Annotated in this window: 24 protein-coding genes and 1 pseudogene; 15 read left to right on the top strand and 10 right to left on the bottom strand. The window is 72.7% G+C overall.

Annotation, left to right across the window (positions count from 1 at the left end; genetic code table 11):
- Positions 1–121: 121 nt before the first annotated feature.
- Positions 122–877 carry a sulfite exporter TauE/SafE family protein gene (locus tag DCW30_RS16035; RefSeq protein ID WP_079250228.1) on the top strand — a complete coding sequence of 252 codons (756 nt, stop codon included), beginning with the start codon at positions 122–124 and terminating at the stop codon, positions 875–877.
- A gap of 245 nt (positions 878–1,122) precedes the next feature.
- Positions 1,123–1,428, top strand: a complete 306-nt coding sequence (locus DCW30_RS16030) for a hypothetical protein (protein ID WP_076687503.1) — start codon at positions 1,123–1,125, stop codon at positions 1,426–1,428.
- Here the strand turns inward: DCW30_RS16030 and asnB are convergent.
- Together asnB and DCW30_RS16020 are read right to left on the bottom strand one after the other, a co-directional pair.
- The gene (asnB, locus tag DCW30_RS16025) at positions 1,401–3,242 is read right to left on the bottom strand and encodes an asparagine synthase (glutamine-hydrolyzing) (protein ID WP_076687502.1); all 1,842 of its coding nucleotides are present in this window, start codon (positions 3,240–3,242) and stop codon (positions 1,401–1,403) included. The two genes, DCW30_RS16030 and asnB, sit on opposite strands and share 28 nt — an antisense overlap.
- A gap of 234 nt (positions 3,243–3,476) precedes the next feature.
- Positions 3,477–4,052, bottom strand: a complete 576-nt coding sequence (locus DCW30_RS16020) for a TetR/AcrR family transcriptional regulator (protein ID WP_076689641.1) — start codon at positions 4,050–4,052, stop codon at positions 3,477–3,479.
- 214 nt (positions 4,053–4,266) lie between these two features.
- Here DCW30_RS16020 and DCW30_RS16015 point away from each other — a divergent pair, with 214 nt between their 5' ends.
- On the top strand, positions 4,267–5,220 hold the full coding sequence (locus tag DCW30_RS16015) for a DMT family transporter (protein WP_076687501.1): 954 nt from the start codon (positions 4,267–4,269) through the stop codon (positions 5,218–5,220).
- Here DCW30_RS16015 and DCW30_RS16010 read toward each other — a convergent pair.
- Positions 5,171–5,776 (bottom strand): TetR/AcrR family transcriptional regulator, encoded by a 606-nt coding sequence (locus tag DCW30_RS16010; protein ID WP_076689639.1) that lies wholly within the window; start codon positions 5,774–5,776, stop codon positions 5,171–5,173. The genes DCW30_RS16015 and DCW30_RS16010 overlap by 50 nt on opposite strands.
- An 8-nt stretch (positions 5,777–5,784) precedes the next feature.
- A complete protein-coding gene (locus DCW30_RS16005; RefSeq protein ID WP_103557545.1) occupies positions 5,785–7,257 on the bottom strand; it encodes an MFS transporter in 1,473 nt (490 codons plus the stop codon).
- Between the two features lie 256 nt (positions 7,258–7,513).
- Here DCW30_RS16005 and DCW30_RS16000 point away from each other — a divergent pair, with 256 nt between their 5' ends.
- From DCW30_RS16000 to DCW30_RS15985, 4 genes are all read left to right on the top strand, one after another.
- Positions 7,514–8,401, top strand: a complete 888-nt coding sequence (locus tag DCW30_RS16000) for a Gfo/Idh/MocA family protein (RefSeq protein WP_076687500.1) — start codon at positions 7,514–7,516, stop codon at positions 8,399–8,401.
- 459 nt (positions 8,402–8,860) lie between these two features.
- A complete protein-coding gene (locus DCW30_RS15995; protein WP_076687499.1) occupies positions 8,861–9,682 on the top strand; it encodes an MmyB family transcriptional regulator in 822 nt (273 codons plus the stop codon).
- A gap of 110 nt (positions 9,683–9,792) precedes the next feature.
- Entirely contained in the window at positions 9,793–10,833 is a 1,041-nt protein-coding gene (locus tag DCW30_RS15990; RefSeq protein WP_076687498.1) for a beta-ketoacyl-[acyl-carrier-protein] synthase family protein, read from the top strand.
- A 64-nt stretch (positions 10,834–10,897) separates the two neighbouring features.
- Positions 10,898–11,686: a GNAT family N-acetyltransferase gene (locus DCW30_RS15985; protein ID WP_076687497.1), complete on the top strand. Its 789-nt coding sequence runs from the start codon at positions 10,898–10,900 to the stop codon at positions 11,684–11,686.
- On the opposite strand, the gene DCW30_RS15980 is transcribed toward DCW30_RS15985, so the two are convergent.
- Positions 11,683–12,909: an acyl-CoA dehydrogenase family protein gene (locus DCW30_RS15980; RefSeq protein ID WP_076687496.1), complete on the bottom strand. Its 1,227-nt coding sequence runs from the start codon at positions 12,907–12,909 to the stop codon at positions 11,683–11,685. The genes DCW30_RS15985 and DCW30_RS15980 overlap by 4 nt on opposite strands.
- A gap of 164 nt (positions 12,910–13,073) precedes the next feature.
- Here DCW30_RS15980 and DCW30_RS15975 point away from each other — a divergent pair, with 164 nt between their 5' ends.
- Positions 13,074–13,718 (top strand): TetR/AcrR family transcriptional regulator, encoded by a 645-nt coding sequence (locus DCW30_RS15975; RefSeq protein ID WP_062775840.1) that lies wholly within the window; start codon positions 13,074–13,076, stop codon positions 13,716–13,718.
- Positions 13,719–13,729: 11 nt separating this feature from the next.
- Here DCW30_RS15975 and def read toward each other — a convergent pair whose 3' ends face one another.
- Positions 13,730–14,272 carry a peptide deformylase gene (def, locus tag DCW30_RS15970; RefSeq protein ID WP_079250227.1) on the bottom strand — a complete coding sequence of 181 codons (543 nt, stop codon included), beginning with the start codon at positions 14,270–14,272 and terminating at the stop codon, positions 13,730–13,732.
- A 141-nt stretch (positions 14,273–14,413) separates the two neighbouring features.
- Here def and DCW30_RS15965 point away from each other — a divergent pair, with 141 nt between their 5' ends.
- The 5 genes from DCW30_RS15965 (at position 14,414) to DCW30_RS36700 (ending at position 18,931) form a co-directional block, all read left to right on the top strand.
- On the top strand, positions 14,414–15,652 hold the full coding sequence (locus DCW30_RS15965; RefSeq protein ID WP_062775844.1) for a Mur ligase family protein: 1,239 nt from the start codon (positions 14,414–14,416) through the stop codon (positions 15,650–15,652).
- 41 nt (positions 15,653–15,693) lie between these two features.
- Positions 15,694–16,422 (top strand): type 1 glutamine amidotransferase, encoded by a 729-nt coding sequence (locus DCW30_RS15960; RefSeq protein ID WP_062775845.1) that lies wholly within the window; start codon positions 15,694–15,696, stop codon positions 16,420–16,422.
- A 178-nt stretch (positions 16,423–16,600) separates the two neighbouring features.
- Complete coding sequence (locus DCW30_RS15955; RefSeq protein WP_062775848.1) at positions 16,601–17,626, top strand: 6-phosphofructokinase; 1,026 nt, start codon at positions 16,601–16,603, stop codon at positions 17,624–17,626.
- A gap of 108 nt (positions 17,627–17,734) precedes the next feature.
- Complete coding sequence (locus tag DCW30_RS15950; RefSeq protein WP_062775850.1) at positions 17,735–18,685, top strand: cytochrome c oxidase assembly protein; 951 nt, start codon at positions 17,735–17,737, stop codon at positions 18,683–18,685.
- Between the two features lie 87 nt (positions 18,686–18,772).
- A complete protein-coding gene (locus DCW30_RS36700) occupies positions 18,773–18,931 on the top strand; it encodes a hypothetical protein (RefSeq protein ID WP_162933601.1) in 159 nt (52 codons plus the stop codon).
- A 35-nt stretch (positions 18,932–18,966) separates the two neighbouring features.
- On the opposite strand, the gene DCW30_RS15945 is transcribed toward DCW30_RS36700, so the two are convergent.
- On the bottom strand, positions 18,967–19,377 hold the full coding sequence (locus DCW30_RS15945; protein ID WP_076687494.1) for an SSI family serine proteinase inhibitor: 411 nt from the start codon (positions 19,375–19,377) through the stop codon (positions 18,967–18,969).
- A gap of 232 nt (positions 19,378–19,609) precedes the next feature.
- On the opposite strand from DCW30_RS15945, the gene DCW30_RS15940 reads away from it, so the two are divergent.
- Positions 19,610–20,344 (top strand): lysophospholipid acyltransferase family protein, encoded by a 735-nt coding sequence (locus DCW30_RS15940; protein ID WP_076687493.1) that lies wholly within the window; start codon positions 19,610–19,612, stop codon positions 20,342–20,344.
- A gap of 87 nt (positions 20,345–20,431) precedes the next feature.
- Positions 20,432–21,472, top strand: a pseudogene (locus DCW30_RS15935) (NAD-dependent epimerase/dehydratase family protein).
- Between the two features lie 4 nt (positions 21,473–21,476).
- Here the strand turns inward: DCW30_RS15935 and DCW30_RS15930 are convergent.
- The 3 genes from DCW30_RS15930 to DCW30_RS15920 form a co-directional block, all read right to left on the bottom strand.
- Entirely contained in the window at positions 21,477–22,241 is a 765-nt protein-coding gene (locus DCW30_RS15930; protein ID WP_076689635.1) for an urease accessory protein UreD, read from the bottom strand.
- A 35-nt stretch (positions 22,242–22,276) separates the two neighbouring features.
- Complete coding sequence (ureG, locus tag DCW30_RS15925; protein WP_062775856.1) at positions 22,277–22,963, bottom strand: urease accessory protein UreG; 687 nt, start codon at positions 22,961–22,963, stop codon at positions 22,277–22,279.
- A gap of 158 nt (positions 22,964–23,121) precedes the next feature.
- A complete protein-coding gene (locus tag DCW30_RS15920) occupies positions 23,122–23,796 on the bottom strand; it encodes an urease accessory protein UreF (RefSeq protein WP_076687492.1) in 675 nt (224 codons plus the stop codon).
- Positions 23,797–23,817 lie beyond the last annotated feature (21 nt).

The raw sequence follows: 23,817 nt of genomic DNA, 5'->3' as shown, positions 1-23,817 counted from the left end.
GACTTGGGTTTTGGCCGTGGCGGAAGATCGTCACAGGTCCGGGCGGCGACCCGGAGACGGGCGTCGACCCGGGGCCCCGGCTCCGGCGAACCGGACCGAGGGCCGGGCGGAAAGGTGATGTGTGGAAGCGCTCGAAATGGTGGCGGTCGGAGCCGCCGGGGTCGCGGCCGGCGGACTCAACGCCGTGGTCGGCTCCGGCACCCTGATCACGTTCCCGACCCTGCTGGCCTTCGGCTGCCCGCCGGTGCTCGCCAACGTGTCGAACAACCTGGGCCTGGTGCCGGGCACGCTCAGCGCCGCGTACGGCTACCGGCGCGAGATGAAGGGGCAGGCCCGGCGCCTCGTGCGGTTCGGCGCGGCCTCGCTCATCGGCGGCCTGATCGGCGCGCTGCTCCTGCTCCGGCTGCCCGCCGACGCCTTCCAGGCGGTGGTGCCGGTGCTGATCCTGACCGCCTGCGTCCTGGTGGTGCTCCAGCCGTGGTTGAACCGGCGGATGAAGGAGCGCGGCGACAACGGCAGGCGCGACGGCGGCTTCCCGCTGTGGTGCGGCGTCCTCGTCACCGGCGTCTACGGCGGCTACTTCGGAGCGGCCCAGGGCGTGCTGCTCATGGGCCTCTTCGGCGCGTTCATCCTGGACGACCTCCAGCGGCTGAACGCCGCCAAGAACGTCCTCGCCTCACTCGTGAACGGCGTCGCCGCCGTCGTCTTCGTCCTCGTGGCGGACATCGACTGGACGATCGCCGGGATCATCGCCGCGGGGTCCACGGTCGGCGGGCTGGTGGGCGCCCGCTACGGCCGCCGGCTGCCGCCGGTCGCGATGCGCGGCTTCATCGTCGTCGTCGGCGTCACGGCGTCGGTGATCATGCTCGTGCGGTAGGCGTCACGCCCGCCCACGACCCCGGCCGACGCCGTGGACCAGGGCACTCTCCGGATGGTTTATCATTGAACATGAAGAGGCTCCGACCGAGATTCCCCCGTCCGGTCGGAGCCACTTCTCATTCCGGCGCCGCCTCGGACGCCACGGCCTCCCCCGCTGTCACGGACTTTCCCCGTTTTCACGCCTTGGGGGGCGAATATGCCGACCCCGGCGTGCCCCACGAGTCGGGGCGGCATCATGCGTCCATGAACGGTGCCAAGCCTGTACAGGTCGTGTTCACGCCCGAGGAGTACGCCACGGTCCTGCGGCGCGCGGACGGGCTCGGGGTGCCGGTCGCCGAGTACATACGCCGCGCGGCGACCGTTCCGGCCGAGGGGCGGCCCGAGCCGTGCCAGGCGGCGGACGCCCGGCGCGGGGCGCCCGTGCCGCCGGTCGAGCTGGGGGCCCGGGGGACGCCGGCCCTGCGGCGGTTCCTCGACACGCTCGCGGCAGCCGCCGAGCCCGTGGAGTGGGCCCCGGGGGATCAGGAGAGCGCCAGCTCCGGCCGGTAGAGGTCGAGCCAGAGCGCGAGGTCCAGGGTGCGCTCCAGGTCGCTCCGCGAAGCCTGGGTGATCTGCGGCGCCTCCCGCCCGGCGGCACGGGCCGCCCGCTCCCTGTCCACCAGGTCGAAGACCGGGTGCCCCGGCGTGGCGAGGAGGTCCTTGACGTGCCCTTGCAGGGCGAGCGCGTACTTGGGGTCCTGCGTGGAGGGATAGGGGCTCTTGACCCGGTCGTACACGGACCGGGGCAGCACGTCCGCGGTCGCCTCGCGCAGCAGGCTCTTCTCCCTGCCGTCGAACGACTTCAGCGCCCAGGGCGTGTTGTAGACGTACTCGACGAGCCGGTGGTCGCAGAACGGCACCCGCACCTCCAGGCCGACGGCCATGCTGGCGCGGTCCTTGCGGTCGAGCAGGATGCGCACGAAGCGGGTCAGGTGCAGATGGCAGATCTCGCGCATCCGGTACTCGAAATCGCTCTCGCCGTCCAGGCGCCGGATGCCGTCGACGGCCGTCGCGTAGCCGTCCTTGACGTACGCGGGCAGGTCGAGCGCGGCGGTCAGGTCGCGGCGCAGCACGCCGGAGTCGTCCCCGAAGTGGTCGGCGAGCCGCACCAGCCAGGGGAAGGTGTCGGCCGTGCGCGCGCTCTCGTCGAAGAACTGCAGATAGCCGCCGAAGACCTCGTCCGCTGACTCCCCGGAGAGCGCGACCGTGGAGTGCTCGCGGATGGCGCGGAAGAGGAGGTAGAGGGAGGCGTCCATGTCGCCGAAGCCCACGGGGATGTCGCGCGCGCGGATCATGTGGGCGCGGACGCCGGGATCGGCGAGCGCGTGGGAGTCGAGGACGATGTCGCGGTGCTCGGTGCCCGCCGCCTCGGCCACGTCGTGCACATACGGGGTGTCGGGGGTGGCCCGCAGCGCGTCGGCGACGAAGTTGTCGGTCTGCCCCACGAAGTCGACGGCGAAGCTGCGCACCGTCTCGCCCTGCTCGGCGAGCTGCCGCGCGGCGAGCGCCGTCATCGCCGAGGAGTCGAGGCCGCCGGAGAGCAGGGTGCAGCGCGGCACGTCCGAGACGAGCTGGCGGCGCACGATGTCCTCCAGGAGCTCGCGCACCCTGGCGATGGACGCCTCGCGGCCGTCGGTGTGGGGCCGGGTCTCCAGCTCCCAGTAGACGTGCCGGCGCAGCCCCGAGCGGTCGACCGTGACGACGGTGCCGGGCTCGACCTCGCGCATGCCGTCCCACACGGCGTGGCCCGGCGTCTTGACCATGGTGAAGAGCTCGCGCAGCCCGTCGAGGCCGACCCGGCGGCGAGCCAGCGGATTGGCGAGGATCGCCTTGGGCTCGGAGCCGAAGAGGACGCCGTCCGGGGTCTCGTAGCAGTAGAAGGGCTTGATGCCCATGCGGTCGCGGACCATGACCAGCTTGTCGTGCCGGGCGTCCCAGACGGCGAAGGCGTACATGCCGTTGAGCCGCTCGGCGAGGGCCTCGCCCCACTCCAGATAGCCGCGCAGCACGACCTCGGTGTCCGACTCCGTGGTGAAGCGGTGCCCGCGGCCGGCCAGTTCCCGCCGGAGCTCGGCGTAGTTGTAGGTCTCGCCGGAGTAGACGAGGGCGACCGTACCGGCCGGGGTCTCGACGGTCATGGGCTGGCGGCCGCCCGGCAGGTCGATGATCGCGAGCCGGCGGTGCCCGAGGGCCGCGGGCCCGTCGGCCCAGGTGCCCCGGTCGTCGGGTCCGCGGCAGGACATCGTCTCCGTCATGGCGTCCACGGTGCTTGACGCGGCCGTCAGATCACGGTCGAAGGAGACCCAGCCGGTGATGCCACACATGTGCTTCCTCCTGCTCGCCATATAGATGTAAAGAACACCTATATGGCCGAGCGTGCGCCGTGCCTCGCGTCCGGTCAACACCGCGTCGACACGACGACCGCCGCCACCCCCACGATTTCGGACGCACTCCGCCGGGGCCGGTGGCCACCACGGGCCCGTGCCGGCCACCGACCCGCGGCTTCACCGGTCGCCGACATGGCGGAAGGAAGGATTCCGGCCATCGGCAAAGAATTGTCAACCATGCGCGGGGTCCACCGCGGCGGCCCGGCGCAGCAACTCCTCCGCGTCGCGCCTCGCCTGCTCGATCGCGCCGGGGAAGACCCGCAGGCCGCTCGCGACGAGTGCGCCCTCGTGCAGCAGCATCAGCGTCCGGCCCAGGCGTTCGGCGCCGCGCGGCACGACCTCGGCGGCCAGACCCGTGAAGAGGCCCAGCATCCACGCCTTCTGACCGGCGATGATCGCGTACGCGGGGTGGGCGGGGTCGCTGATCTCGGCGTGGGCGTTGACCATGCCGCACCCCTTGGCCATGTGGCCCACCGCCCAGTCGCGTGAGGCGGCGAAGACGGCGACGGCCTTGTCGCGGGGCGTCGGCGCCGCGTCCAGATACCCGGCGAGGAAGACCCGCCAGCGCTCGTCCCGGTCCGCGAGGTATTCGACGACGATCTGCTCCTTGGACCCGAACCGGTCGTAGAGCGTCTTCTTCGTCACGCCCGCCTCGGCGGCGATCAGGTCCACGCCGACGGCGTGGATGCCGCGGTCGTAGAAGAGCCGCGCCGCCGCGCCGAGCACGCGGCGCGCCCCCGGCGTCATGGTGACGCGCCGGGGCGCGACGGCCTCCCTCGCGTCACCCTTGCCCGCGCCGCCGCCCACGCGGTCCGTTCCCTCGGTCATACCCCCATGGTAGACCGAACGGTTTACCCGGCTGGTTACACTCGAAGGCAAGCAGGTATACAGATCGGTCTACTTCAGCCGCCCCGGGACCGCTCGGCACGGTGGCGGCACTCCCCGACGAGGAGGAGCACCCATGAACATCCTGTTGTCGGCCGCGTTCGTGCTGACCTGGAGCTCCGGTTTCATCGGGGCCAAGCTCGGAGCGGGCAGCGCGTCCGCGGTCACGGTGCTGATGTGGCGCTTCCTGCCGCTGGCCGTCGTCCTGGGACTCGTCGCCGCCACGCTGACGCGGGCGGCCTGGCGGGGTGTGTCGGCCCGTGACCTCGGGCGGCAGGCCCTGGTGGGCGCGCTGTCGCAGAGCGGCTATCTCCTGACGGTCTACTACGCCATCCAGCTCGGCGTCTCCAGCGGCACCACCGCGCTGATCGACGGGACCCAGCCACTCGTCGCGGGCGCGCTGGCGGGGCCACTGCTCGGACAGTTCGTCAGCCGCACCCAGTGGGTCGGCCTCGGCCTCGGCGTGACCGGCGTCGCGATCGTGACAGCGGCGGACTTCGCCGAGGGCGGCGACACCGCGTGGTGGGCCTACCTCGTCCCGTTCCTCGGGATGTTCTCGCTGGTGGCGGCGACATTCCTGGACCGGCGCGCGCCGAGGTCCATGCGGCCGGCCGTGTCCATGACGGTGCACTGCGCCACCAGCGCCGCCATCTTCACCGCGCTCGCCCTGGCGGCCCGGGCCGCGACGCCGCCGGCCGAGGCGTCCTTCTGGGTGGCGATCGCCTGGCTGGTGGCGCTCTCCACCTTCGGCGGCTACGGCCTGTACTGGCTGATCCTGCGGCGCTCCGGCGTCACCCAGGTCAACACGCTGATGTTCCTCATGGCGCCGGTGACGGCCCTGTGGGGCGCCCTCATGTTCGGTGAGCCCTTCGGGGTCCGGACGGCGCTGGGCCTGGCCGTCGGGCTCGCCGCCGTGCTCGTCGTGCGGCGCGGTGCGGCGACCCCCCGTCCGACGGCCGCGGTGGAGGCGGCCCGGCCGGTCACCCGGGGGTCAGAAAGGCCTGCACGACGGGTGCGTAGCGGTCGGTGACGTCGTCGATGGCCGCCTCGCGCAGGCGGGGGCCGCGAGCGATGCCATACATCACGCCCAGGCCGATCAGTGTGCCCACGGCCAGCTCGGCCCGCAGCCCCGCGTCCGCTCCCGAGAGGCGCTCGCCGAGCCGATCGACCACCTGGGCGCGGAAGTTGGCGCGCAGGATGTCGCCCTGCTCTCCGTGCAGCGGGGCGAAGACGATGCGCAGGATGGGGTCGGCGCCGCGCTCGGCCTGGCCGGTCAGCAGATGGCGGACCATGTGGCGGCCGAGGTCTGCGAGCGGCGCGTCGAGGAAGGCCAGGGCGTCCGACTCGAAGGACATGACGTGGGAGAACAGGGCGTCCTTGTTGCCGAAGTACTTCAGGATCAGCGGGGCGCTGACCCCGGCCCGTTCCGCCACCGCCTTCAGGGTGATGTCACCGTGCGCGTGCCGCGCGAGCAGATACCGGGCGGCGCGGATGATGGCGGCCTTGGACGCCTCGGAGTCCCTGCGGCCACCCGCGCCCGGCCCCGCCGGGCCCTTCGCCGACGTGGTGGTGCCCCTTCTCCCCACGGTCACGCTCACGTTCCTTCCAGGGCCGTCTCCTGGGCGGGCCCGCCGCTGCCGCCGGGCTCCCGCGCCTCTTCGGGGACCGCTTCCGAGGGTATGGCCAAGGCCGCGGCGCACGCGACGAGCGCGACCGCGCCCGCCATGGCGAAGGCGACCTGATAACCGCCGAGCGTGGGGATCGGCGTACCCTCCACCACCGTGCTGTGGCCGACGAGCACGGCGGCGACGGCCGCGCTGCAGACGCTCTGGCCGATGGTCCTCATCAGGACGTTCACCCCGTTCGCGGAGCCCGTCTGCCCGATCGGCACGGCCCGCAGGATGAGGGTGGGCAGCGCCGAGTACGCGAGGGTGGTCCCCGCCGACACGACGGCCGCGCCCAGCATGACGGCCCACAACTCCGTGCTGTCGGCGATGCGCACGCCATACCCGAGGGCCATGACCAGCGCCCCGGCGGCGAGGGTGATCCGGGGTCCGCGCCTGGTGGAGACGCGGGCCGACACCGGGGAGAGGGCGAGCATGATCATGCCGTTGGGCAGCAAGCAGAGGCCGGTCGCGACGATCGAGAGCTCCAGGCCGTACCCGCCGGCGGCGGGCGCCTGCACCAGCTGGGCGGTGACCAGGGAGTTGGCGTAGAAGGCGAACCCGGCGAGCAGCGCGGCCACGTGCGGCAGCGCCACGCTCCGCCCGGCGGCCAGGCGCAGATCGACCAGCGGCTGTTCCGTGCGCCACTGCGTCCGCCACCACACCGCGAGGATGGCGAGGGCCCCGGCGAGCAGCGCGAGGACCGGCGCGCTCCCCCACCCCCACCGGCCGCCCTGCGACACGGCGAGCAGCAGGCAGACCAGGCCTGCCGCGAGCCCGAGCGCGCCGAGGACGTCGAACCGGCCGGGCGAGCGCACCGGCGACTCCCGCACGGTCCACCAGGCCAGGCCGAGGCCGAGGGCGCCCAGGGCGGCCGTCGCCCAGAACATGGCGTGCCAGTCCGCGTACTGGACGATGAGCGCGGCCAGCGGAAGCCCGAGCGCGGCCCCGATGCCCACGGTGGAGCTCATCAGGGCGACGGCGGAACCGGTGCGCTCCGGCGGCAGTTCGTCGCGGAGGATGCTGATGGACAGCGGCACCACGCAGGCGGCGGCTCCCTGGAGGGCGCGGGCGGCGATCAGCAGCCGGATGTCGGAGGTCAGTGCGCACAGCACGGAACCGGCGGTCATCAACCCGAGGGCGAGCAGCAGTACGCGGCGCTTGCCGTACATGTCGCCGGCGCGGCCGAGCACGGGCGTGAGGACGGCGCCGGCCAGCAGCGTGGCGGTGACCAGCCAGGAGACGGCGTCCGGTGAACTGGCGGTCAGCCGGGGCAGATCGGGCAGGAGCGGGACGACGACGGTCTGCGTGACGGCCATCAGGGTGCCGCCGAAGGCGAGGACGGGGACGGCCAGGCGGGCGCGTAACCCCCACACTTCGCCTGATATCGGGACGGGCTCCATCAGCGCTCCCCCGCGGGCCGAGGTGAATCTGAATTCACCATAGCGAGTGAATGGGAATTCACCAGAGGGCCCGTGGCATCGGAAGGCGGCATGTGCCCCGTGCGCATGCCACCGGATCCCTGCCGGACCGGTCTGGCGTGAACCCGCGCACCCGGGCGCCCGACCCATGCCCGTATGGCCAACATCGGCTCCTGTCCGGAAGCTTCACGGGCAGCCGGAGAGCTGTGTTCGAACGGCTTCGGTCATACTGCGGCGCATGAACCGACTCCGCATCGGCCTGGTCGGCACCGGCCCCTGGGCCACCGCCACCCACGCCCCCGCTCTGGCCAAGCACTCCGACATCGACTTCAGCGGCGTATGGGGCCGCAGGCCCGAGGCGGCGGCCACGCTCGCCGCCGCCCACGGCACCTCCGTGCACGAGGACGTCGACCAACTGTTCGCGGCCAGTGACGCCGTGGCGTTCGCCGTGCCACCGGACGTACAGGCCCCGCTCGCCGAGCGGGCCGCCGCCGCGGGCTGCCATCTGCTCCTCGACAAGCCGGTGGCCACGACGCCCGAGGCCGGACGCCGGCTCGCGCAGGCGGCCGAGCGCGCGCACGTGGCGTCCGTGGTCTTCTTCACCCTGCGCTTCGCCGAAGTGACCTCGGCATGGCTCGACGAGCAGCGCGCCATGGACGGCTGGTACACCGGCCGCGCCGACTGGTACGGCTCCTTCTACACACCCGAGGGAAACACGCTGTTCTCCTCCCCGTGGCGGGAGAGCCGGGGCGGCCTGTGGGACGTGGGCCCGCACGCGCTGTCGATGCTGCTGCCGGTCCTCGGCGACGCGAGCGAGGTGGCCGCGGCCCGCGGCCCCGGCGACACCGTCCACCTGATCCTGCGGCACACCAGCGGCGCGTCCAGCACGGCGGCGCTCAGCCTGACGGCGCCGGAGAAGGGCACGGGCCTGACGGTGGAACTGCGCGGTGAGAACGGCGTCTTCGTGATGCCGCCGTGGGAGCGCTCCGACGAGGCCATCGGCAACGCGATCGACGCCCTGCTCTCGGCCGTGCGCACCGGTACGCCCGATCCGTGCGATATCCGGTTCGGACTGCGCGTCACGGAGATCCTGGCGCAGGCGGAGGAGCGGATCGCCGCCACCTGAGACGAGTGAGCGTCACTTCCGCTCGAGAGAACGGGGACGCCCGCGGGCGGTCGGTACCGTGGCCGCTACGTAATGGCGAGTGACGGCACCGACCGCAGCCGGCGGGCCCATGGGGCCGGTACGGGAAGAAGCCCTGTGCGGTTCCCCGCTTGCCCTGTTTCCGCTCACAACGAGCGGAATACGAACAACCGTTCCGCACACTTCCCGGATCGACCCGGAAGGCCCCGGGGGTACCCGACGCCGGGGAATTTCAGCCATTCTCTGACTCCCCGGACAAGACACCCCACAGTTGTGCCCGCGCACTCGCCGACGATCAAAGGTGCAGGTCGGCGAGGTCGCGCCCACCATGATGCCGCAGCGCCTGATCGTTTTCTTCGGGCAATGTTTACTCCCAAAGAAGGTGTGAATATTTAGACTGCTGATGCTCCAACTCGGCGTGTACAAGAGGGATTACCCACCATGAACAAGACGGCGCTCCGCGCACTGCTCCGCGAACGACGCGCCCTCATCGCCCCCGAATCGCACGGCTTCTCCCGGCCCAGCGGTCAGGGCCGACGCGCGCCCGGTCTCTCCCAGCACCAGGTCGACCAGTTGCTGCACCGCACGTTCGGCACGTATCACCGTCTCGAATCGGGCAACTACCCCAACGCGCCCACCACGCTCCTGCGCGACGTGGCGCGCCTCTTCGGCCTGAACGAGCAGGAGTGGGTCTCCCTCAACCGCTACGCGCTGCTTCAAGACCCGCCGGGACCGCTGCACCTCTCCTCCGGCAAGGAGGTCCCCGGGGTGTGGCAGGAGGCGGTCGACGGGATCTCCCACATGGCCTACGTGACCGACGCCTCCTGGGACATGCTCGCCTACAACGAGCCGCTGGCCGAGATGTTCCCCGACGGAAACGTTCCCGCGAACGTGATGCGCTGGATGGTCCTCGACCCCGACGGCCGGCGCGCGCTGATGGACTGGCACGCCTCGTGGGCCCCCATGGTGCTCCCCCAGCTCCGGGCCGCGCTCGCCTCCAGGCCCGAAGACGACACCCTCTGCCAGATCGAGAAGGAAGTGCTCGCCGATCCCGAGACCTCGGCCCTCTACCGCACGGGCGTCTCCCATCCCCACCCCGACGGTGACGAGCGCCCCCTGCTCCACCCCGCCCAGGGCCCCGGCTGGGTCACCATGTGCACGGCCCAGCCGATGACCGCGCCCGGCGCCCGGCTCATGATCCTCGTGTTCCACCCCGGAGAGTTCCGCTCCCATCAGCGCGTGCCCATGCTCCGGGCCGTCTGAGCCCCTCCCGCCTCCCCCTGCGTCCGCGCTCACGTGGGAAGACGCGTTCGTGACGGTGAAGTACGTTGTGCCGCACCCGAACGTCTTCACGGCCCCATGGGAGTCGCACCGTGCCCGCTCACGTCTCAAGACCGCAGACCGTCGTCGGCGATCACAAGGTCACCACGGCGGAGATAGCCGACGACATCCGCGCTCACCACGCGGGCCACCCCCGGCTCCGGGCGATCCTCCGCGTCGTCGAGAACTGCGGTGTGCGCACCAGGAACTTCACCCGCCCCCTCAACGCCCCCACCGTGTCGGGCGCGGCCGACATCGGCGAACGAGCCCGCGCCGCCTTCGCCGACGCCCTCGACATGTCCGAACGCGCCGCCGCGGCAGCCCTGCGGACCGCCGGTCTCGCGGCGCGCGACATCGACGCGATCGTCACCACGCACAGCACGGGCTGGTCCGTCCCCAACCTCGACGTCCACCTCATCGCCCGGCTCGGTCTGCGCCCCACGGTCCGCCGCGTCGCGCTGACCACGCTGGCCTGCCCCGGCGGCACCCACTGCCTGATGCGGGCCGCCGACATGGTCGCCGCCCGGCCCGGCAGCAAGGTCCTCGTGGTCGCCGCCGAGGTCATCTCCAGCGTCTACCACCACTCCGACACGGGCATCGAGTCGATGATCTACAAGGCTCTCTTCGGGGACTCCGCCGCCGCCGCGGTCGTCAGCGACACCCCGCTCGGCCCGGGGATCGCGATCGAGGACTCCTTCGAGTACGTGCTGCCGGACAGCGTCGACCGGCAGCGGGGCCGGATCTCCCCCGACGGGTTCCACTTCGACTCCACCAAGAAGGCCCTGACGGCGGCCGACGACGCGCTGCCCGCGCTCACCGAGTGGGTCGGCACGGAGCAGGTGGACTTCGCCGCCATCCACCCGGGCAGCCTGCGCATCATCGCCGACACCGCCGCCGCGCTCGGCCTCGACGACCACGCGGCGCGGCACTCCACGGACACCCTGTGCGACGAGGGCAACCTCGGCGGGGTCAGCATCCTCCGCGTCATCGAGCGCACGCACGCGGCGCCCCCGGCCGACCGCGCGCGCGGCGTCGTCGTGGCCTTCGGCCCCGGCTTCTCCACCGCCGCGCTCCGCTGCCACTGGCACGCCTGAGCCCGCCGCCACGGCGGCCGAAAACCGTTTGCCGCACGACGGCTCCCCTGCTGAAGTGCCCCCCATGGATCAAGCAGCGGTGCTCGCCGCCTACGACCGGCAGATCAGACGCGAGGCGCGGAGCGAGAGCCCGGGCGCGAGGATCGAGCGGGGCGGCGGTGTCGTCCGGCAGACCGGCTCGGAGCAGGACTGGAACGGCGTCCTGTGGTCGGACGTGGACGCGACGACGGCCGACGCCGTGATCGCGGAGCAGGTGCGCCACTTCACGGCGGTGGGCCGCGAGTTCGAGTGGAAGCTGCACTCCTACGACCGCCCGGACGACCTCGCCCAGCGCCTCCTGGCGGCCGGCTTCGTGGCCGAACCCACGGAGACGGTGATGGTCGCCGAGGCGGACCGCCTGCCCGACGGGCCCCAGCTGCCCGACGGCGTGCGGCTGGTGGACGTGACGGACGAGGCGGGCGCCCGGCTCATGTCACAGGCGCACCTCGCGGCGTTCGGCGCCGCCGACGCGGCCCTGAGCGAGCAGCTCGGCAAGCGGGTCCTCGCCCAGCTCGCCGAGACCCCGGACGACATCGTCGCGGTGGTCGCCATGGCCGGTGACCGGCCGGTCTGCGGCGCCCGCGCCGAGTTCCGCCCCGGCGCCGACTTCGCGGGCCTCTGGGGCGGCGGCACCGCTCCCGAGTGGCGCGGGAAGGGCATCTACCGGGCGACGGTGGCCCACCGCGCCCGTATCGCCGTCGAGCGCGGCTACCGCTACCTCCAGGTCGACGCCTCCGAGGACAGCCGCCCGATCCTGGACCGCCTGGGCTTCACCACCCTGTGCACGACCACCCCGTACGTCCACACGCCCTAGCGGATCGGCATGCCTGACAGCGTCCGGGCGATGACGAGGCGCTGGATCTCGCTCGTTCCCTCGAAGATGGTGTAGATCGCCGCGTCGCGGTGCATGCGCTCCACCGGGTACTCGCGCGTGAAGCCGTTGCCGCCGAGGATCTGCACGGCCTGCGCGGTGACCTTCTTGGCGACCTCGCTCGCGTACAGCTTGGACATGGAGCCCTCGGCCGACTCGAACTTCTTGCCGGTGCTCGCCATCCACGAGGCGCGCCACACCAGGAGGCGGGCCGCGTCGATCTGCGTGCGCATGTCGGCGAGCTGGAAGGCGACTCCCTGGTTGTCGATGATCGGGCGGCCGAACTGGGTGCGGGTCCTGGCGTACTCCAGGGCCTCCTCGTACGCGGCGCGCGCCGTGCCGACCGCCATGGCGCCGACCGCGGGGCGGGACGCCTCGAAGGTGGCCATCGCGGCGTTCTTGACGCGCTCGCCGCCGCTCCTGGCGCGCTCACGCGCGCGTGCCAGGCGCTCGTCCAGCTTGTCCTTGCCGCCGAGCAGGCAGTGGCCGGGAATCCGCACGTCCTCCAGGACGACCTCGGCGGTGTGCGAGGCGCGGATGCCGTGCTTCTTGAACTTCTGGCCCTGGGAGAGGCCGGGGGTGGCGGGCGGGACGATGAAGGAGGCGTGGCCCTTCGAGCCGAGGTCGGGGTCGACGACCGCGACGACGACGTGGACGTTGGCTATGCCGCCGTTGGTCGCCCAGGTCTTGGTGCCGTTGAGAACCCACTCGTCCTTGGCCTCGTCGTAGACGGCGCGGGTGCGCATGGCGGCGACGTCGGACCCGGCGTCGGGCTCGGAGGAGCAGAAGGCGGCGACCTTGACGTCGTTCGCGTCGCCGTACATCTGCGGTATCCAGGTGCCGACCTGCTCCTCGGTGCCGTTGGCGAGCACGCCGACGGCGGCGAGGCCGGTGCCCATGATGGACAGGCCGATGCCGGCGTCACCCCAGAAGATCTCCTCGGTGGCCATGGGGATGCCGAGACCCGTGGGGTCGAAGAACTGCTGGGCATAGAAATCCAGCGAATAGATCCCGAGCTTCGCCGCTTCCTGGATGATGGGCCAGGGAGTCTCCTCGCGCTCGTCCCATTCGGCGGCCGCGGGGCGGATCACCTCGGCGGCGAATCCGTGGAGCCAGTCCCGGACCTCCTTCTGTTCGTCGTTGAGCTCCATGGTGAACTCGGCCATGACCCCTCCAGGACCTGCGATCAACTGCCACGTTACTTGCGGTAACCGCAGTGTGTTACCGGCCAGTAGCCGATGTCAACTCCCGGCAGCCCGTTCGATGCGGAGGGCGCTCAGAGTGTTACGTTGCGCGTGCGTCACCTCATCAGCACGGGCGGGGAGAAACCATGGAGACCACTCAGCGGACCGATCAGCAGCGGTCCGCCGAGCGCCGTCGGCGCGAGCTGCTCGAAGCCGCGGACCGGGTGGTGCTGCGCGACGGGCCGGGCGCGTCGATGAACGCCATCGCGGCGGAGGCCGGCATCACCAAGCCGATCCTCTACCGCCACTTCGGCGACAAGGGCGGGCTCTACGCCGCGCTCGCCAAGCGGCACACGGACGCGCTGCTCGAAGCCCTGCGCGCCGCGCTCGACGCCCCCGCCGAGCGCAGGGAGCGCGTCGAGGCGACCCTCGACACCTACCTCGCGGCCATCGAGGCACGCCCCCAGGTCTACCGCTTCCTGATGCACCCCGCGGAGGCCCCCTCCCCCGGCGACCAGGGCTTCGACGTCGGCGTGCACTCCACGCCCCTGCTGCGCCGCCTCGGCGAGGAGCTGGCCGAGGTCATCGAGGAGCGCGTCGACCTCGGCCCGGAGGGCGCGCAGCTCGCCCGCGTCTGGGGGCACGGCATCGTCGGCATGATGCACGCCGCGGGCGACTGGTGGCTGGGCGAACGCCCCTGCCCGCGCGCGGAGTTGGTGCGCAGCCTGGCCGATCTGCTCTGGGGCCGGCTGGCCGCGGCGGGCAACCGCGTGGGTGGCCCCGGGTTCTGAGCGGGCGTGCGTCAGACGGTGTTCCAGGACGCCCGCGCGGCGGCCCGCAGCACGCGGCGGCGGCGCCAGCCGGTGACGCGGTCGGTGTAGACCGAGCCCTCCAGGTGGTCGCACTCGTGCTGGAGGCAGCGCGCGAACCAGCCGGTCCCGTGCACCCTCACCGGCTCGCCGCGCACGTCGACCCCCTCGACCACGGCGTGGTCGAAGCGCGGCGTGCCCGCCTCCAGGCCCGGCAGCGAGAGGCAGCCCTCGGGGCCGCGCACCGTCTCGCCGTCGGCCTCGACGAGGCGGGCGTTGATCACGTGCCCGAGGTGACGGACGTCATCGTCGTCCGGGCAGTCGTACACGAACACCCGCTTGCCGACGCCGATCTGGTTCGCCGCCAGGCCCACCCCCTGGGCCGCGTACATCGTCGCGAACATGTCCTCGACCAGACGCGCCAGTCCGGGCCCGAAGTCGGTGACCTCCTCGCAGGCCGTGTGGAGCACGGGGTCACCGAGCAGGGTCAGAGGTCGTACGCGCCCCGAGGCGCCCGGGATCGAGCCGTGTCGCATGGCGGCAAGAGTACGGTCCATGGAGAGGAGCGGCGCCGAGGTGGTGCCGCTGTTCGGGCTTGTCGGCGGATCTCGATAGGCTGAGCAGAGAAACGATGCCGGGGGCAGGCGCGGCGCCGTACGCAAGGAGGATCTCGACAGATGTCAGGCAACACGGACCCGCTGTCGCCGCGGGCCAAGCTGGCCGTGACGGCGGGCAAGGCGGCCGCGGCGGTGTCGCGCGCGGCCGGCCGCGGCAGCGGATCGGTGATCGGCGGAAAGGTCGCGCTCCGGCTCGACCCCGAGCTGCTCGGTCGGCTCGCCACACACCTGGACGTGGTCCTCGTGTCGGCCACCAACGGCAAGACGACCACCACACGCCTGATCGCGGAGGCACTGCGGGCCAGCGGCCCGGTCGTGTCCAACGCCCTGGGTGCGAACATGCCCGCGGGAATCACCTCGGCGCTCGCCGGCGGCTCCGACGCCAAGTACGGCGTGATCGAGGTCGACGAGAAGTACCTCGCGGGCGTCGCCCGTGACGTGGACCCGAAGGCCATCGCGCTCCTGAACCTCTCGCGCGACCAGCTCGACCGCGCCGCGGAGACCCGCATGCTCGCCGAGAAGTGGCGCGAGGGCCTGTCCGGCTCCAAGGCCGTGGTCGTCGCCAACGCCGACGACCCCCTGGTCGTCTGGGCGGCCTCCTCCTCGCCGAACGTGGTGTGGGTGGCCGCGGGCCAGGAGTGGAAGGACGACGCCTGGTCCTGCCCGTCCTGCGGCGGCGTCATGCAGCGCCCCGGTGACGACTGGTTCTGCGGTGAGTGCGGCTTCCGCCGCCCCGCCCCGAGCTGGGTGCTCTCCGGTGACCACGTCCTCGACCCGCACGGCTCGGCGTGGCCGATCCACCTGCAGCTCCCCGGCCGCGCCAACAAGGCCAACGCCACCTCGTCGGCCGCCGTCGCCGCCGTCTTCGGGGTGCCGCCGCAGGTCGCCCTGGAGCGGATGTACCAGGTGCAGGCCGTCGCGGGCCGCTATGACGTCGTGCAGTTCCAGGGCCGTGACCTGCGGCTGCTGCTCGCGAAGAACCCCGCTGGCTGGCTGGAGACGTTCTCGCTGATCGACCCGCCGCCGACCCCGGTGATCCTGTCGGTGAACGCCCGCGGCGCGGACGGCACGGACACCTCCTGGCTCTGGGACGTCGACTACACCCGTCTCGCCGGTCACCCGATCTTCGTCCTCGGCGACCGCAAGCTGGACCTCGCGGTGCGCCTGGAGGTCGCGGGCCTGGACTTCCGGGTCTGCGAGACCGTCGACGAGGCGGTGCAGCTCGCCCCGCCCGGACGCATCGAGACGATCGCGAACTACACCGCGTTCCAGGACCTGCGCCGCCGCGTCGGCAACTGATCCCCACCGGCCCCCTGAGAAAATCGTAGGGACGAATGAGCATGAGCGACAACAGCCTGCGGCTGGTGTGGGTCTACCCCGACCTGCTGAGCACGTACGGAGACCAGGGCAACGCCCTGGTGGTGGAGCGCCGCGCCCGCCAGCGCGGCCTCCAGGTCGAGCGCTACGACGTGCGCAGCGACCAGCCGGTGCCCACCTCCGGTGACATCTACCTGATCGGCGGCGGCGAGGACCGGCCGCAGCGCCTCGCGGCCGAGCGGCTGCGCCGCGACGGCGGCCTCCAGCGGGCCGTGGGCAACGGCGCGATCGTCTTCTCGGTCTGCGCCGGGTACCAGATCCTCGGCAACGAGTTCATCAACGACCTCGGCCAGCGCGAGCCGGGCCTCGGCCTGCTCGACGTGGTCTCCACCCGCGGCGAGGGCGAGCGGTGTGTCGGTGACGTCCTCGCCGACATCGACCCGCAGCTCGGCCTGCCCTCGCTGACGGGCTTCGAGAACCACCAGGGCATCACCCACGTCGGCCCGGCGGCCCGCCCCTTCGCCCGCGTGACGCTCGGCCGGGGCAACGGCACGGGCGACGGCACCGAGGGCGCGTACAACGGCACGGTCTTCGGCACGTACATGCACGGTCCCGTCCTCGCCCGCAACCCGCTGATCGCGGACCTGCTCCTCAAGCTGGCCCTCGATGTGAACGCGCTGCCGCCCACGGACGACCGGTGGTACGAGGCGCTGCGCGCCGAGCGCATCGCCTCCGCGCAGCAGCCCGCCTGAGCCGGTGCGAGACCACCGGCCGGGGGCCCGCCTGACGCCCCGCCCGCACATGTGAGCGGGGGCGTCCAGCCCTCGGACGCCAGATGCGGCCCGGCCCCCCGCCGCCTATAGGGTGGCGGGAACTCAACCGGACGACGTGGTCCGGTCATCGGCCCACGTTGCAAAGGTATTCCGGGCTATGCGCATTGGTGTCCTGACCTCCGGCGGCGACTGCCCCGGCCTGAACGCCGTCATCCGCTCCGTCGTGCACCGCGCGGTGGCGGACCACGGGGACGAGGTCATCGGCTTCCACGACGGCTGGAAAGGCCTCCTGGAATGCGACTACCGCAAGCTCGACCTCGACGCGGTGGGCGGCATCCTCGCCCGCGGCGGGACGATCCTCGGCTCCTCACGGGTACAGCCCGCGCACCTGCGTGACGGCGTGGAGCGGGCCAAGGGCCACGTCGCCGACCTCGGCCTGGACGCGATCATCCCGATCGGCGGCGAGGGCACGCTGAAGGCGGCCCGGCTGCTCTCCGACGCGGGCCTGCCCATCGTCGGCGTGCCCAAGACGATCGACAACGACATCGCGGTCACCGACGTGACCTTCGGTTTCGACACCGCCGTGGGCGTGGCGACCGAGGCGCTCGACCGGCTGAAGACCACCGCCGAGTCGCACCAGCGCGTCCTCATCGTCGAGGTCATGGGGCGGCACACCGGCTGGATCGCGCTGCACTCCGGCATGGCCGCGGGCGCGCACGCCGTCGTCGTGCCCGAGCGCCCCTTCGACATCGAGGAGCTGACCGAGAAGGTCGGCGCGCGGTTCGCGGCGGGCAAGAAGTTCGCGATCGTCGTGGCCGCCGAGGGCGCCAAGCCCCGCGAGGGCTCCATGGAGTTCGACGTGGGCGGCAAGGACGTCTACGGCCACGAGCGGTTCGCCGGCATCGCCCGGCAGCTCTCCCTCGAACTGGAGCAGCGCCTCGGCAAGGAGGCCCGTCCGGTCATCCTCGGGCACGTCCAGCGCGGCGGCACCCCGACCGCGTACGACCGGGTCCTCGCGACGCGCTTCGGGTGGCACGCGGTGGAGGCGGCGCACCGCGGCGAGTTCGGCAAGATGACGGCGCTGCGGGGCACCGACATCACCATGGTGTCGCTCGCGGAGGCCGTGGAGACGCTGAAGACCGTGCCCGACGAGCGGTACGCCGAGGCGGAGTGCGTGCTGTAGGTCCGTTGCTCGTTGTACTACTCGCCCCCGGTCGCGTCAGCGGCCGGGGGCGGTCCTAGTCTGGTGCCGACACACGTCGCACAATCCGCACGAATCAGGAGCCACCGGATGGATCACAGCGGGCACGGCATGAACATGGATCTGCCGCCGTTCACGCTGGGGCGAGGCCTGGAGATCTCCGCCGACCCCTTCTTCCTCATCGGCGGCCTGGTGGGACTCGCCCTGTACGGGTGGGGCGTGACGCGGCTCGTGCGGCGGGGCGACAAGTGGCCGGTGGGCCGCACGGTCGCCTTCGTGCTCGGTGTGCTCACCGTCCTGCTCGTGATGTGCACCAAGCTCAATGACTACGGCATGGTCATGTTCAGCGTGCACATGGTGCAGCACATGGTGATCAGCATGCTGTCGCCGATCCTGCTGCTGCTCGGCGCCCCGATCACGCTGGCCCTGCGCGCCCTGCCCACGGCGGCCCGCGGCCACAAGGGGCCCCGCGAGTGGCTGCTGTGGCTGCTGCACAGCCGGTACATGCGGATCATCACGCACCCGGCGTTCACGATCCCGCTGTTCATCGCGAGCCTGTACGCGCTCTACTTCACGCCGATCTTCGACACGCTGATGGGCTCCAAGGCGGGCCACATCGGGATGATGGTGCACTTCCTCGCCGTCGGCCTGGTCTTCTTCTGGCCGATCATGGGCGTCGACCCCGGCCCGCACCGGCCCGGCTACGTGATGCGGATGCTGGAGCTGTTCGCGGGCATGCCGTTCCACGCGTTCTTCGGCATCGCGCTGATGATGGCGACGCAGCCGATGGTCGGCACCTACACGCACCCGCCGGCCTCCCTCGGCATCGACGCCCTGGCCGACCAGGAGGCGGCGGGCGGCATCGCCTGGGCGTTCAGCGAGATCCCCTCCGTGGTGGTCCTGGTCGCCCTGCTCTTCCAGTGGCGCCGCTCCGAGGACCGCGAGGCCCGGCGCAAGGACCGCGCCGCCGACCGCGACGGCGACAAGGAGCTGGAGGCCTACAACGCCTACCTGGCCTCACTGGCCGCACGCGGGCGCTAGCGCGGACGGGGCATCGCGGGTGACGATGGTCTTCGGACCGCGGTCCCGGCGCGCAGGCGCGTCGGGCTGCCGGGAGGAGGCTGAGCGATGCCCGGTTCCACGAAGACCATGGGTGGGTTCACCATCGGAGGCCTGGTCATGGTGACGGCCTATTCGGTGGCGCTCGGAGGCAACGGCTGGCTGTGGTTCGGCTGGGTCGTGCTGGGACTGCTCACGCTGGGGATGGTGCTGTCGCGCGGCACGTGAGCCGGGCGGGGCCTCCGGCGCGGGCCCGCCCCGGGTCAGAACCGGAAGACCGAGCCCGTGGCCACGTCCAGCTCGCAGCGGTTGGGGAAGACCTTGACCCAGCTCACGCCCCGGCCCCTGTGGCTGCCGTGCGCGCTCGCGGTGACCGGGTCGTACTTCTTGGTGCACGGCCGCTTCAGGCGGGGCAGCGCGTTGAGGTTTCCGGCCGCCCCGGCGATCTCCGCGCAGGCCAGCGCGGCGTGCGGGTGGCGACCCGACGGCTTCGGCTCGCAGCGCAGCTGCACGCCGCGGATCCACGTGTCCTCGGACTCCGCGACGGTGAGGAACAGCTCGCTCTTGGGTGTGGGGGCCGTGACGGACGCCCGCGTGGGGGCGCCGGCCGCCTGGGCGGGGACGGAGGCGCCGAGGGCGATCAGTGCGGCGACGGCGACGGTGAACGGACGCATGCGGGACCTCCGGTGACGGTGTCGGTGACGTTCTGTGGTGTCCAGTGGTGTCGGTCCCGGCGGCAAGGGCGCCGGGGAGAGACCAGCTGACCCCCGTCCGCGCAGGACGCCGGGGCGCCGCGCCGGGGTTTCGCCCGACCGGTGGCCGACAACAGCCCGAACGGGCTCTCGCGCCCGCACCGTTGATTGGCTACTGTGCGTCGGCACCGGGACCAGGGGGAAGGCAGCCACCATGTTCTATCCACTGCTCAAACACGTGCTCCTCGGTCCGCTGCTCCGGCTGATGTTCCGGCCCAGGATCGAGGGTCTGGAACATGTGCCGCAGACGGGCGCGGCGATCGTCGCGGGCAACCATCTGTCGTTCTCCGACCACTTCCTGATGCCGGCGATCATCAAGCGCCGCATCACGTTCCTGGCGAAGGCCGAGTACTTCACGGGTCCCGGCATCAAGGGACGTCTCACCGCCGCGTTCTTCCGCAGCGCGGGTCAGATCCCGGTCGACCGTTCCGGCAGGGAGGCGGGCAAGGCCGCGATCACGGAGGGCCTCGGCGTGCTGCGCAAGGGCGAGCTGCTCGGCATCTACCCCGAGGGCACCCGCTCGCACGACGGGCGGCTCTACAAGGGCAAGGTCGGCGTCGCCGCGATGGCGCTGAAGGCGCGCGTCCCGGTAATCCCCTGCGCGATGATCGGCACCTTCGAGGCCCAGCCGCCCGGCCAAAAGCTCCCCCGGCTGCGCCGCGTGACGATCCGGTTCGGCGAGCCCCTGGACTTCTCCCGCTACGTCGGCATGGACAACGAGAAGGCGGTCCTGCGGGCCGTCACCGACGAGATCATGTACGCCATCCTCGGACTCTCCGGCCAGGAATACGTGGACAAGTACGCGGCGGTCGTGAAGGCGGAGGAGGCGGAACGCGCCGCGGAGGGCGCCAAGGAGTCCCGCAGGTTCCCGCGGCTGCCGCTGAGCTGACACCCCCGCCCGAGCCGGGACCCCGCCCCCGCTCTGCCGAGAGCAGATCGCCTTCCGGGGCCGGCGCCCGCCGCGTACGGTCCCGGCATGAGGAACGCTGTGGTGATCGGCGCCACGGGACAGACGGGGCGCGTGACGGTGGGGGCGCTGGTCGAGGACGGCTGGACGGTGACGGCGGCCTCGCGGGGCGGCGGGCGCGACGGGCGCTGGCCGCGGGACGTACGGGCCGTGCGGCTCGACAGGGACGACGACGCGGCGCTCGCCGCGCTGCTCGGCGACGGCGTGGACCTCGTGGTGGACACGGCCGCCTTCGACACGGGCCACGCCCGCCAGTACGCGCGGCTGGCGAACCGGATCGGTTCGGCGGTGGTGCTCTCCAGCGGTGCGATCTACGAGGACGTCCAGGGCCGCAGTTTCGACACGCAGCACGAGCCCGACGGTTTCCCCCGCTACCCGGCGCCGATCCCGGAGACCCAGCCCACGGTCGCGCCGGGCGCGGCGACCTACGGCGCCCGCAAGGCGGCCCTGGAACGGAAGCTCCTCGCGCTCGGCGACCGGCTGCCGGTGACGCTGCTGCGGGCCGGGGCGATTCACGGGCCGCACTGCCGCGCCCCCAGGGAGCTGTACTTCGTGCGGCGGAACCCGGACGGCAGGCGGACCCGCGTGCTCGCGCACGGCGGGCGCGGCCGCTTCCACCCGGTGAGCGTGTGCACCCTCGCGCACCTGGTGCGCCGCGCCGCCGCGCGGCCGGGTTCCCGGGTGCTGAACGCCGGTGATCCCGAGGCGCCGACCGTCGCGGAGATCGGTGCGGCCGTGGACGCGGTGATGGGCGTCGAGACGGAGACGGTCCTGCTGGAGGGCGGGCGGGCCGCGGGGCAACGTCGGTCTGACCCCGTGGTCGGCCCGCCACCCGGTCGTGTACGACATGACGGCCGTCGAGCGCGAGCTGGGCCACCGGCCCCCGCTGTCGTACCGCGAGGCACTCACCGAGACGGTGGGCTGCCTGGTCGAGCGGCTCACGGAGGCCGGGGACCGGCGCGAGACGTTCCCGAAGACCGCCGCGCGCGGTGACTCCGGGGTCGACTTCTTCGACTACCGGCGGAGGACGCCTGGCTGGCGCGACGGTAGAGGCTCACGCCAGGTCGCGCAGCGCCGCGTCCAGTGTCCTGCGCACCCGGAGGGCGTCCGGGGCGACGGCGGTGACCAGGACGGCGGGGCCGGCCAGCGGGGTGAGCACGGCCCACTTTCCGAGCGGCGCCGCCACCGGTCCGCTCCGCTCGTACTCGGGCCGGACGACGACGAGCTGCCCCACCGCCCGGTGTCCCGCGAGGACGGCCGGGCCGTCCCAGCCGCCGGGTGCGCCGGGGCCAAAGGCCAGCTCCTGGTCGAGCAGCGGGGACCCCGCCCGGCACACGGTCAGCCGGCTGCTCAGCCGGCCGGGGGCTTCGCCCGCCCGGCCGAGCACCTGCTCCTCCCGCAGCACCAGACGGGCGCCCGCGGCCAGCTCCACGCGCGTCGAGAGCCGCAGGTCGCTGTCGCGCACCGAGATCAGCTGCTCGGGCAGCCACCGCAGCTCGGCGCCCTCGGCCACGCTGATCCGCACGTCGTAGCGCGCCGCCTCGCCGCCCTGGCCCGGCAGCGCCAGGGTGGCCGCCGCCGAGTCGATGTGCAGCCGGGCGCCCTCGTGGGCGGTGGCCTCGACGGTGAGGTGGTCGCCGCCGAGCGGGCCGCTCATCGCCCCGACCAGCGTGACGCGGGCGGCCGGGCCGCCGGAGCGGGTACGGGTGCGGCGCAGGGCGAGCGGGCCCTCACCGTCGAGCACGGGCAGGGCCGTGCCGCCCCGCCCGTCGGCGCGCGCCTCGACGCGGGCGGTGGCCCGCAGCCCCGCGCCGCCCACCGTTCCCGTACGGCCCCGCGGGGCGGTGTCCGCCCTCACGCCGACGCGGTCCACGCGGCGTACTGCTCACGCACCCAGGCGGCGACGGGGCCGACGCCCTCCTCGGACCGCAGCGACTGGAAGACCACCGGCAGCTCCGCGCGCTGCGCCTTGGCGTCGGCGGCCATCGTGGCGAGGTCCGAGCCGACGTAGGGGGCGAGGTCGGTCTTGTTGACGACCAGCAGGTCGGCGGTGGTGACGCCGGGGCCGCCCTTGCGCGGGATGTCGTCGCCGCCCGCGACGTCGATGACGAAGATCTGCGCGTCGACGAGCCCCTTGGAGAAGGTGGCGGTGAGGTTGTCGCCACCGGATTCGACGAGGATCAGGTCCAGCGGCCCGACCTCGTCCTCCAGGTCCTCCACGGCCTCCAGGTTCGCGGAGATGTCGTCACGGATCGCGGTGTGCGGACAGGCGCCGGTCTCCACGGCGGTGATCCGCTCGGGCGGCAGGACGGCCTCGCGGAGCAGGAATTCGGCGTCCTCGCGGGTGTAGATGTCGTTGGTGACGACGGCGAGGGACAGCTCGTCGCGCAGCGCCCGGCAGAGCGCGGCGACGGTGGCGGTCTTGCCGGTCCCCACGGGCCCTCCGAGCCCGATGCGCAGAGCACGCCGGCTCCCGTCGGGCCGCCGCGCGTCGGCGGAGACGGCAGCGGGGCCGTGGTCGTGGGAGTGGTCGAGGTGCATGGGGACTCCTGGGGTTCGTGATCGGATGGACGGGCCGTTCAGCCCGTCCTGCGTATGGGGAGGAGGCCGTTCAGGCCGATACGGGGGGCTGAGGGCGAAGACCCCAGCAGCCGGGCCCGACGGGAAGCTCAAGAGGCCCGTGGCAGGGGAGCACGCCGCTACGAGGCGAACAACCGCACAGGCCACCCCGCATGTGCCTCCGCGCCCAGCTCAAGGAGCGGAGCGGACGCCGCGGGCAACGCGTCGACCCCCTCGGTGACGGCCCTCCCGGCCGCCTCCGCCGCCCGCAGGGCGACCCGGTCGACGTCGGGCGCGAGGCGCGCGAGGACCCCCGTGGCGTCGAAGGGGTCGAGGCTGAGCAGCCGCACCGTGGCACTCGCGGGGCCGCTGATCCCCTCGTACGCCGAGCAGTACGCCGCGTCCTGCGGGCCGAGCCCCGCGGCCCGTGCGGCGAGCCCGAGGACGACCGGCTGATGCGCCCCCTTGGGGAATCGCCGGGCCAGCGCGTCGAGTTCCGGATGCGGCCAGGTCGCCCGCGCCGCCCGCATGAGCTGCCGCCCGAGCCGCCGCGCCGCCACCCGCAGCGCGGGCGAGGGCGTGCGGGCGTCCGCCGCGGCGTCGAGGGCTGCCGGGTCCACGCCGAGCGCGGCGGCCGCCGCGAGGGAGGCCGCCACCAGGCCGCTGGTGTTCAGCCGCCCCCGGCAGAAGTCCTCAAGGCTCGCGGCGCCGGTGACGCGGCCGGCCTTGACGGCCTCTTCGGCGCCGCCGGAGTGGGCGTGCCCGCCGGCGGGGAAGCGGCCGTCGGCCAGGACGAGGAGTGCTGCGCGTGACATGTGATCGCCGCCTGTGTCCGC

This window comes from Streptomyces alfalfae (assembly GCF_004127445.1).
GTDB classification, from domain to species: Bacteria; Actinomycetota; Actinomycetes; order Streptomycetales; family Streptomycetaceae; genus Streptomyces; species Streptomyces alfalfae.
The sequence above is the reverse complement of the archived record's forward strand: the minus strand, read 5'-3'. Positions and strand labels throughout refer to the sequence as shown.

What these genes read in the sequence shown, in the direction of transcription:
- DCW30_RS16030 (WP_076687503.1), top strand. Translation starts at nt 1,123, where the DNA reads ATGAACGGTGCCAAGCCTGTACAGGTCGTGTTCACGCCCGAGGAGTAC.
- asnB (WP_076687502.1), bottom strand. Translation starts at nt 3,242, where the DNA reads ATGTGTGGCATCACCGGCTGGGTCTCCTTCGACCGTGATCTGACGGCC.
- DCW30_RS16020 (WP_076689641.1), bottom strand. Translation starts at nt 4,052, where the DNA reads ATGACGCCGGGGGCGCGCCGCGTGCTCGGCGCGGCGGCGCGGCTCTTC.
- DCW30_RS16015 (WP_076687501.1), top strand. Translation starts at nt 4,267, where the DNA reads ATGAACATCCTGTTGTCGGCCGCGTTCGTGCTGACCTGGAGCTCCGGT.
- DCW30_RS16005 (WP_103557545.1), bottom strand. Translation starts at nt 7,257, where the DNA reads ATGGAGCCCGTCCCGATATCAGGCGAAGTGTGGGGGTTACGCGCCCGC.
- DCW30_RS16000 (WP_076687500.1), top strand. Translation starts at nt 7,514, where the DNA reads ATGAACCGACTCCGCATCGGCCTGGTCGGCACCGGCCCCTGGGCCACC.
- DCW30_RS15995 (WP_076687499.1), top strand. Translation starts at nt 8,861, where the DNA reads ATGAACAAGACGGCGCTCCGCGCACTGCTCCGCGAACGACGCGCCCTC.
- DCW30_RS15985 (WP_076687497.1), top strand. Translation starts at nt 10,898, where the DNA reads ATGGATCAAGCAGCGGTGCTCGCCGCCTACGACCGGCAGATCAGACGC.
- DCW30_RS15980 (WP_076687496.1), bottom strand. Translation starts at nt 12,909, where the DNA reads ATGGCCGAGTTCACCATGGAGCTCAACGACGAACAGAAGGAGGTCCGG.
- DCW30_RS15975 (WP_062775840.1), top strand. Translation starts at nt 13,074, where the DNA reads ATGGAGACCACTCAGCGGACCGATCAGCAGCGGTCCGCCGAGCGCCGT.
- def (WP_079250227.1), bottom strand. Translation starts at nt 14,272, where the DNA reads ATGCGACACGGCTCGATCCCGGGCGCCTCGGGGCGCGTACGACCTCTG.
- DCW30_RS15965 (WP_062775844.1), top strand. Translation starts at nt 14,414, where the DNA reads ATGTCAGGCAACACGGACCCGCTGTCGCCGCGGGCCAAGCTGGCCGTG.
- DCW30_RS15960 (WP_062775845.1), top strand. Translation starts at nt 15,694, where the DNA reads ATGAGCGACAACAGCCTGCGGCTGGTGTGGGTCTACCCCGACCTGCTG.
- DCW30_RS15955 (WP_062775848.1), top strand. Translation starts at nt 16,601, where the DNA reads ATGCGCATTGGTGTCCTGACCTCCGGCGGCGACTGCCCCGGCCTGAAC.
- DCW30_RS15950 (WP_062775850.1), top strand. Translation starts at nt 17,735, where the DNA reads ATGGATCACAGCGGGCACGGCATGAACATGGATCTGCCGCCGTTCACG.
- DCW30_RS36700 (WP_162933601.1), top strand. Translation starts at nt 18,773, where the DNA reads ATGCCCGGTTCCACGAAGACCATGGGTGGGTTCACCATCGGAGGCCTG.
- DCW30_RS15945 (WP_076687494.1), bottom strand. Translation starts at nt 19,377, where the DNA reads ATGCGTCCGTTCACCGTCGCCGTCGCCGCACTGATCGCCCTCGGCGCC.
- DCW30_RS15940 (WP_076687493.1), top strand. Translation starts at nt 19,610, where the DNA reads ATGTTCTATCCACTGCTCAAACACGTGCTCCTCGGTCCGCTGCTCCGG.
- ureG (WP_062775856.1), bottom strand. Translation starts at nt 22,963, where the DNA reads ATGCACCTCGACCACTCCCACGACCACGGCCCCGCTGCCGTCTCCGCC.
- DCW30_RS15920 (WP_076687492.1), bottom strand. Translation starts at nt 23,796, where the DNA reads ATGTCACGCGCAGCACTCCTCGTCCTGGCCGACGGCCGCTTCCCCGCC.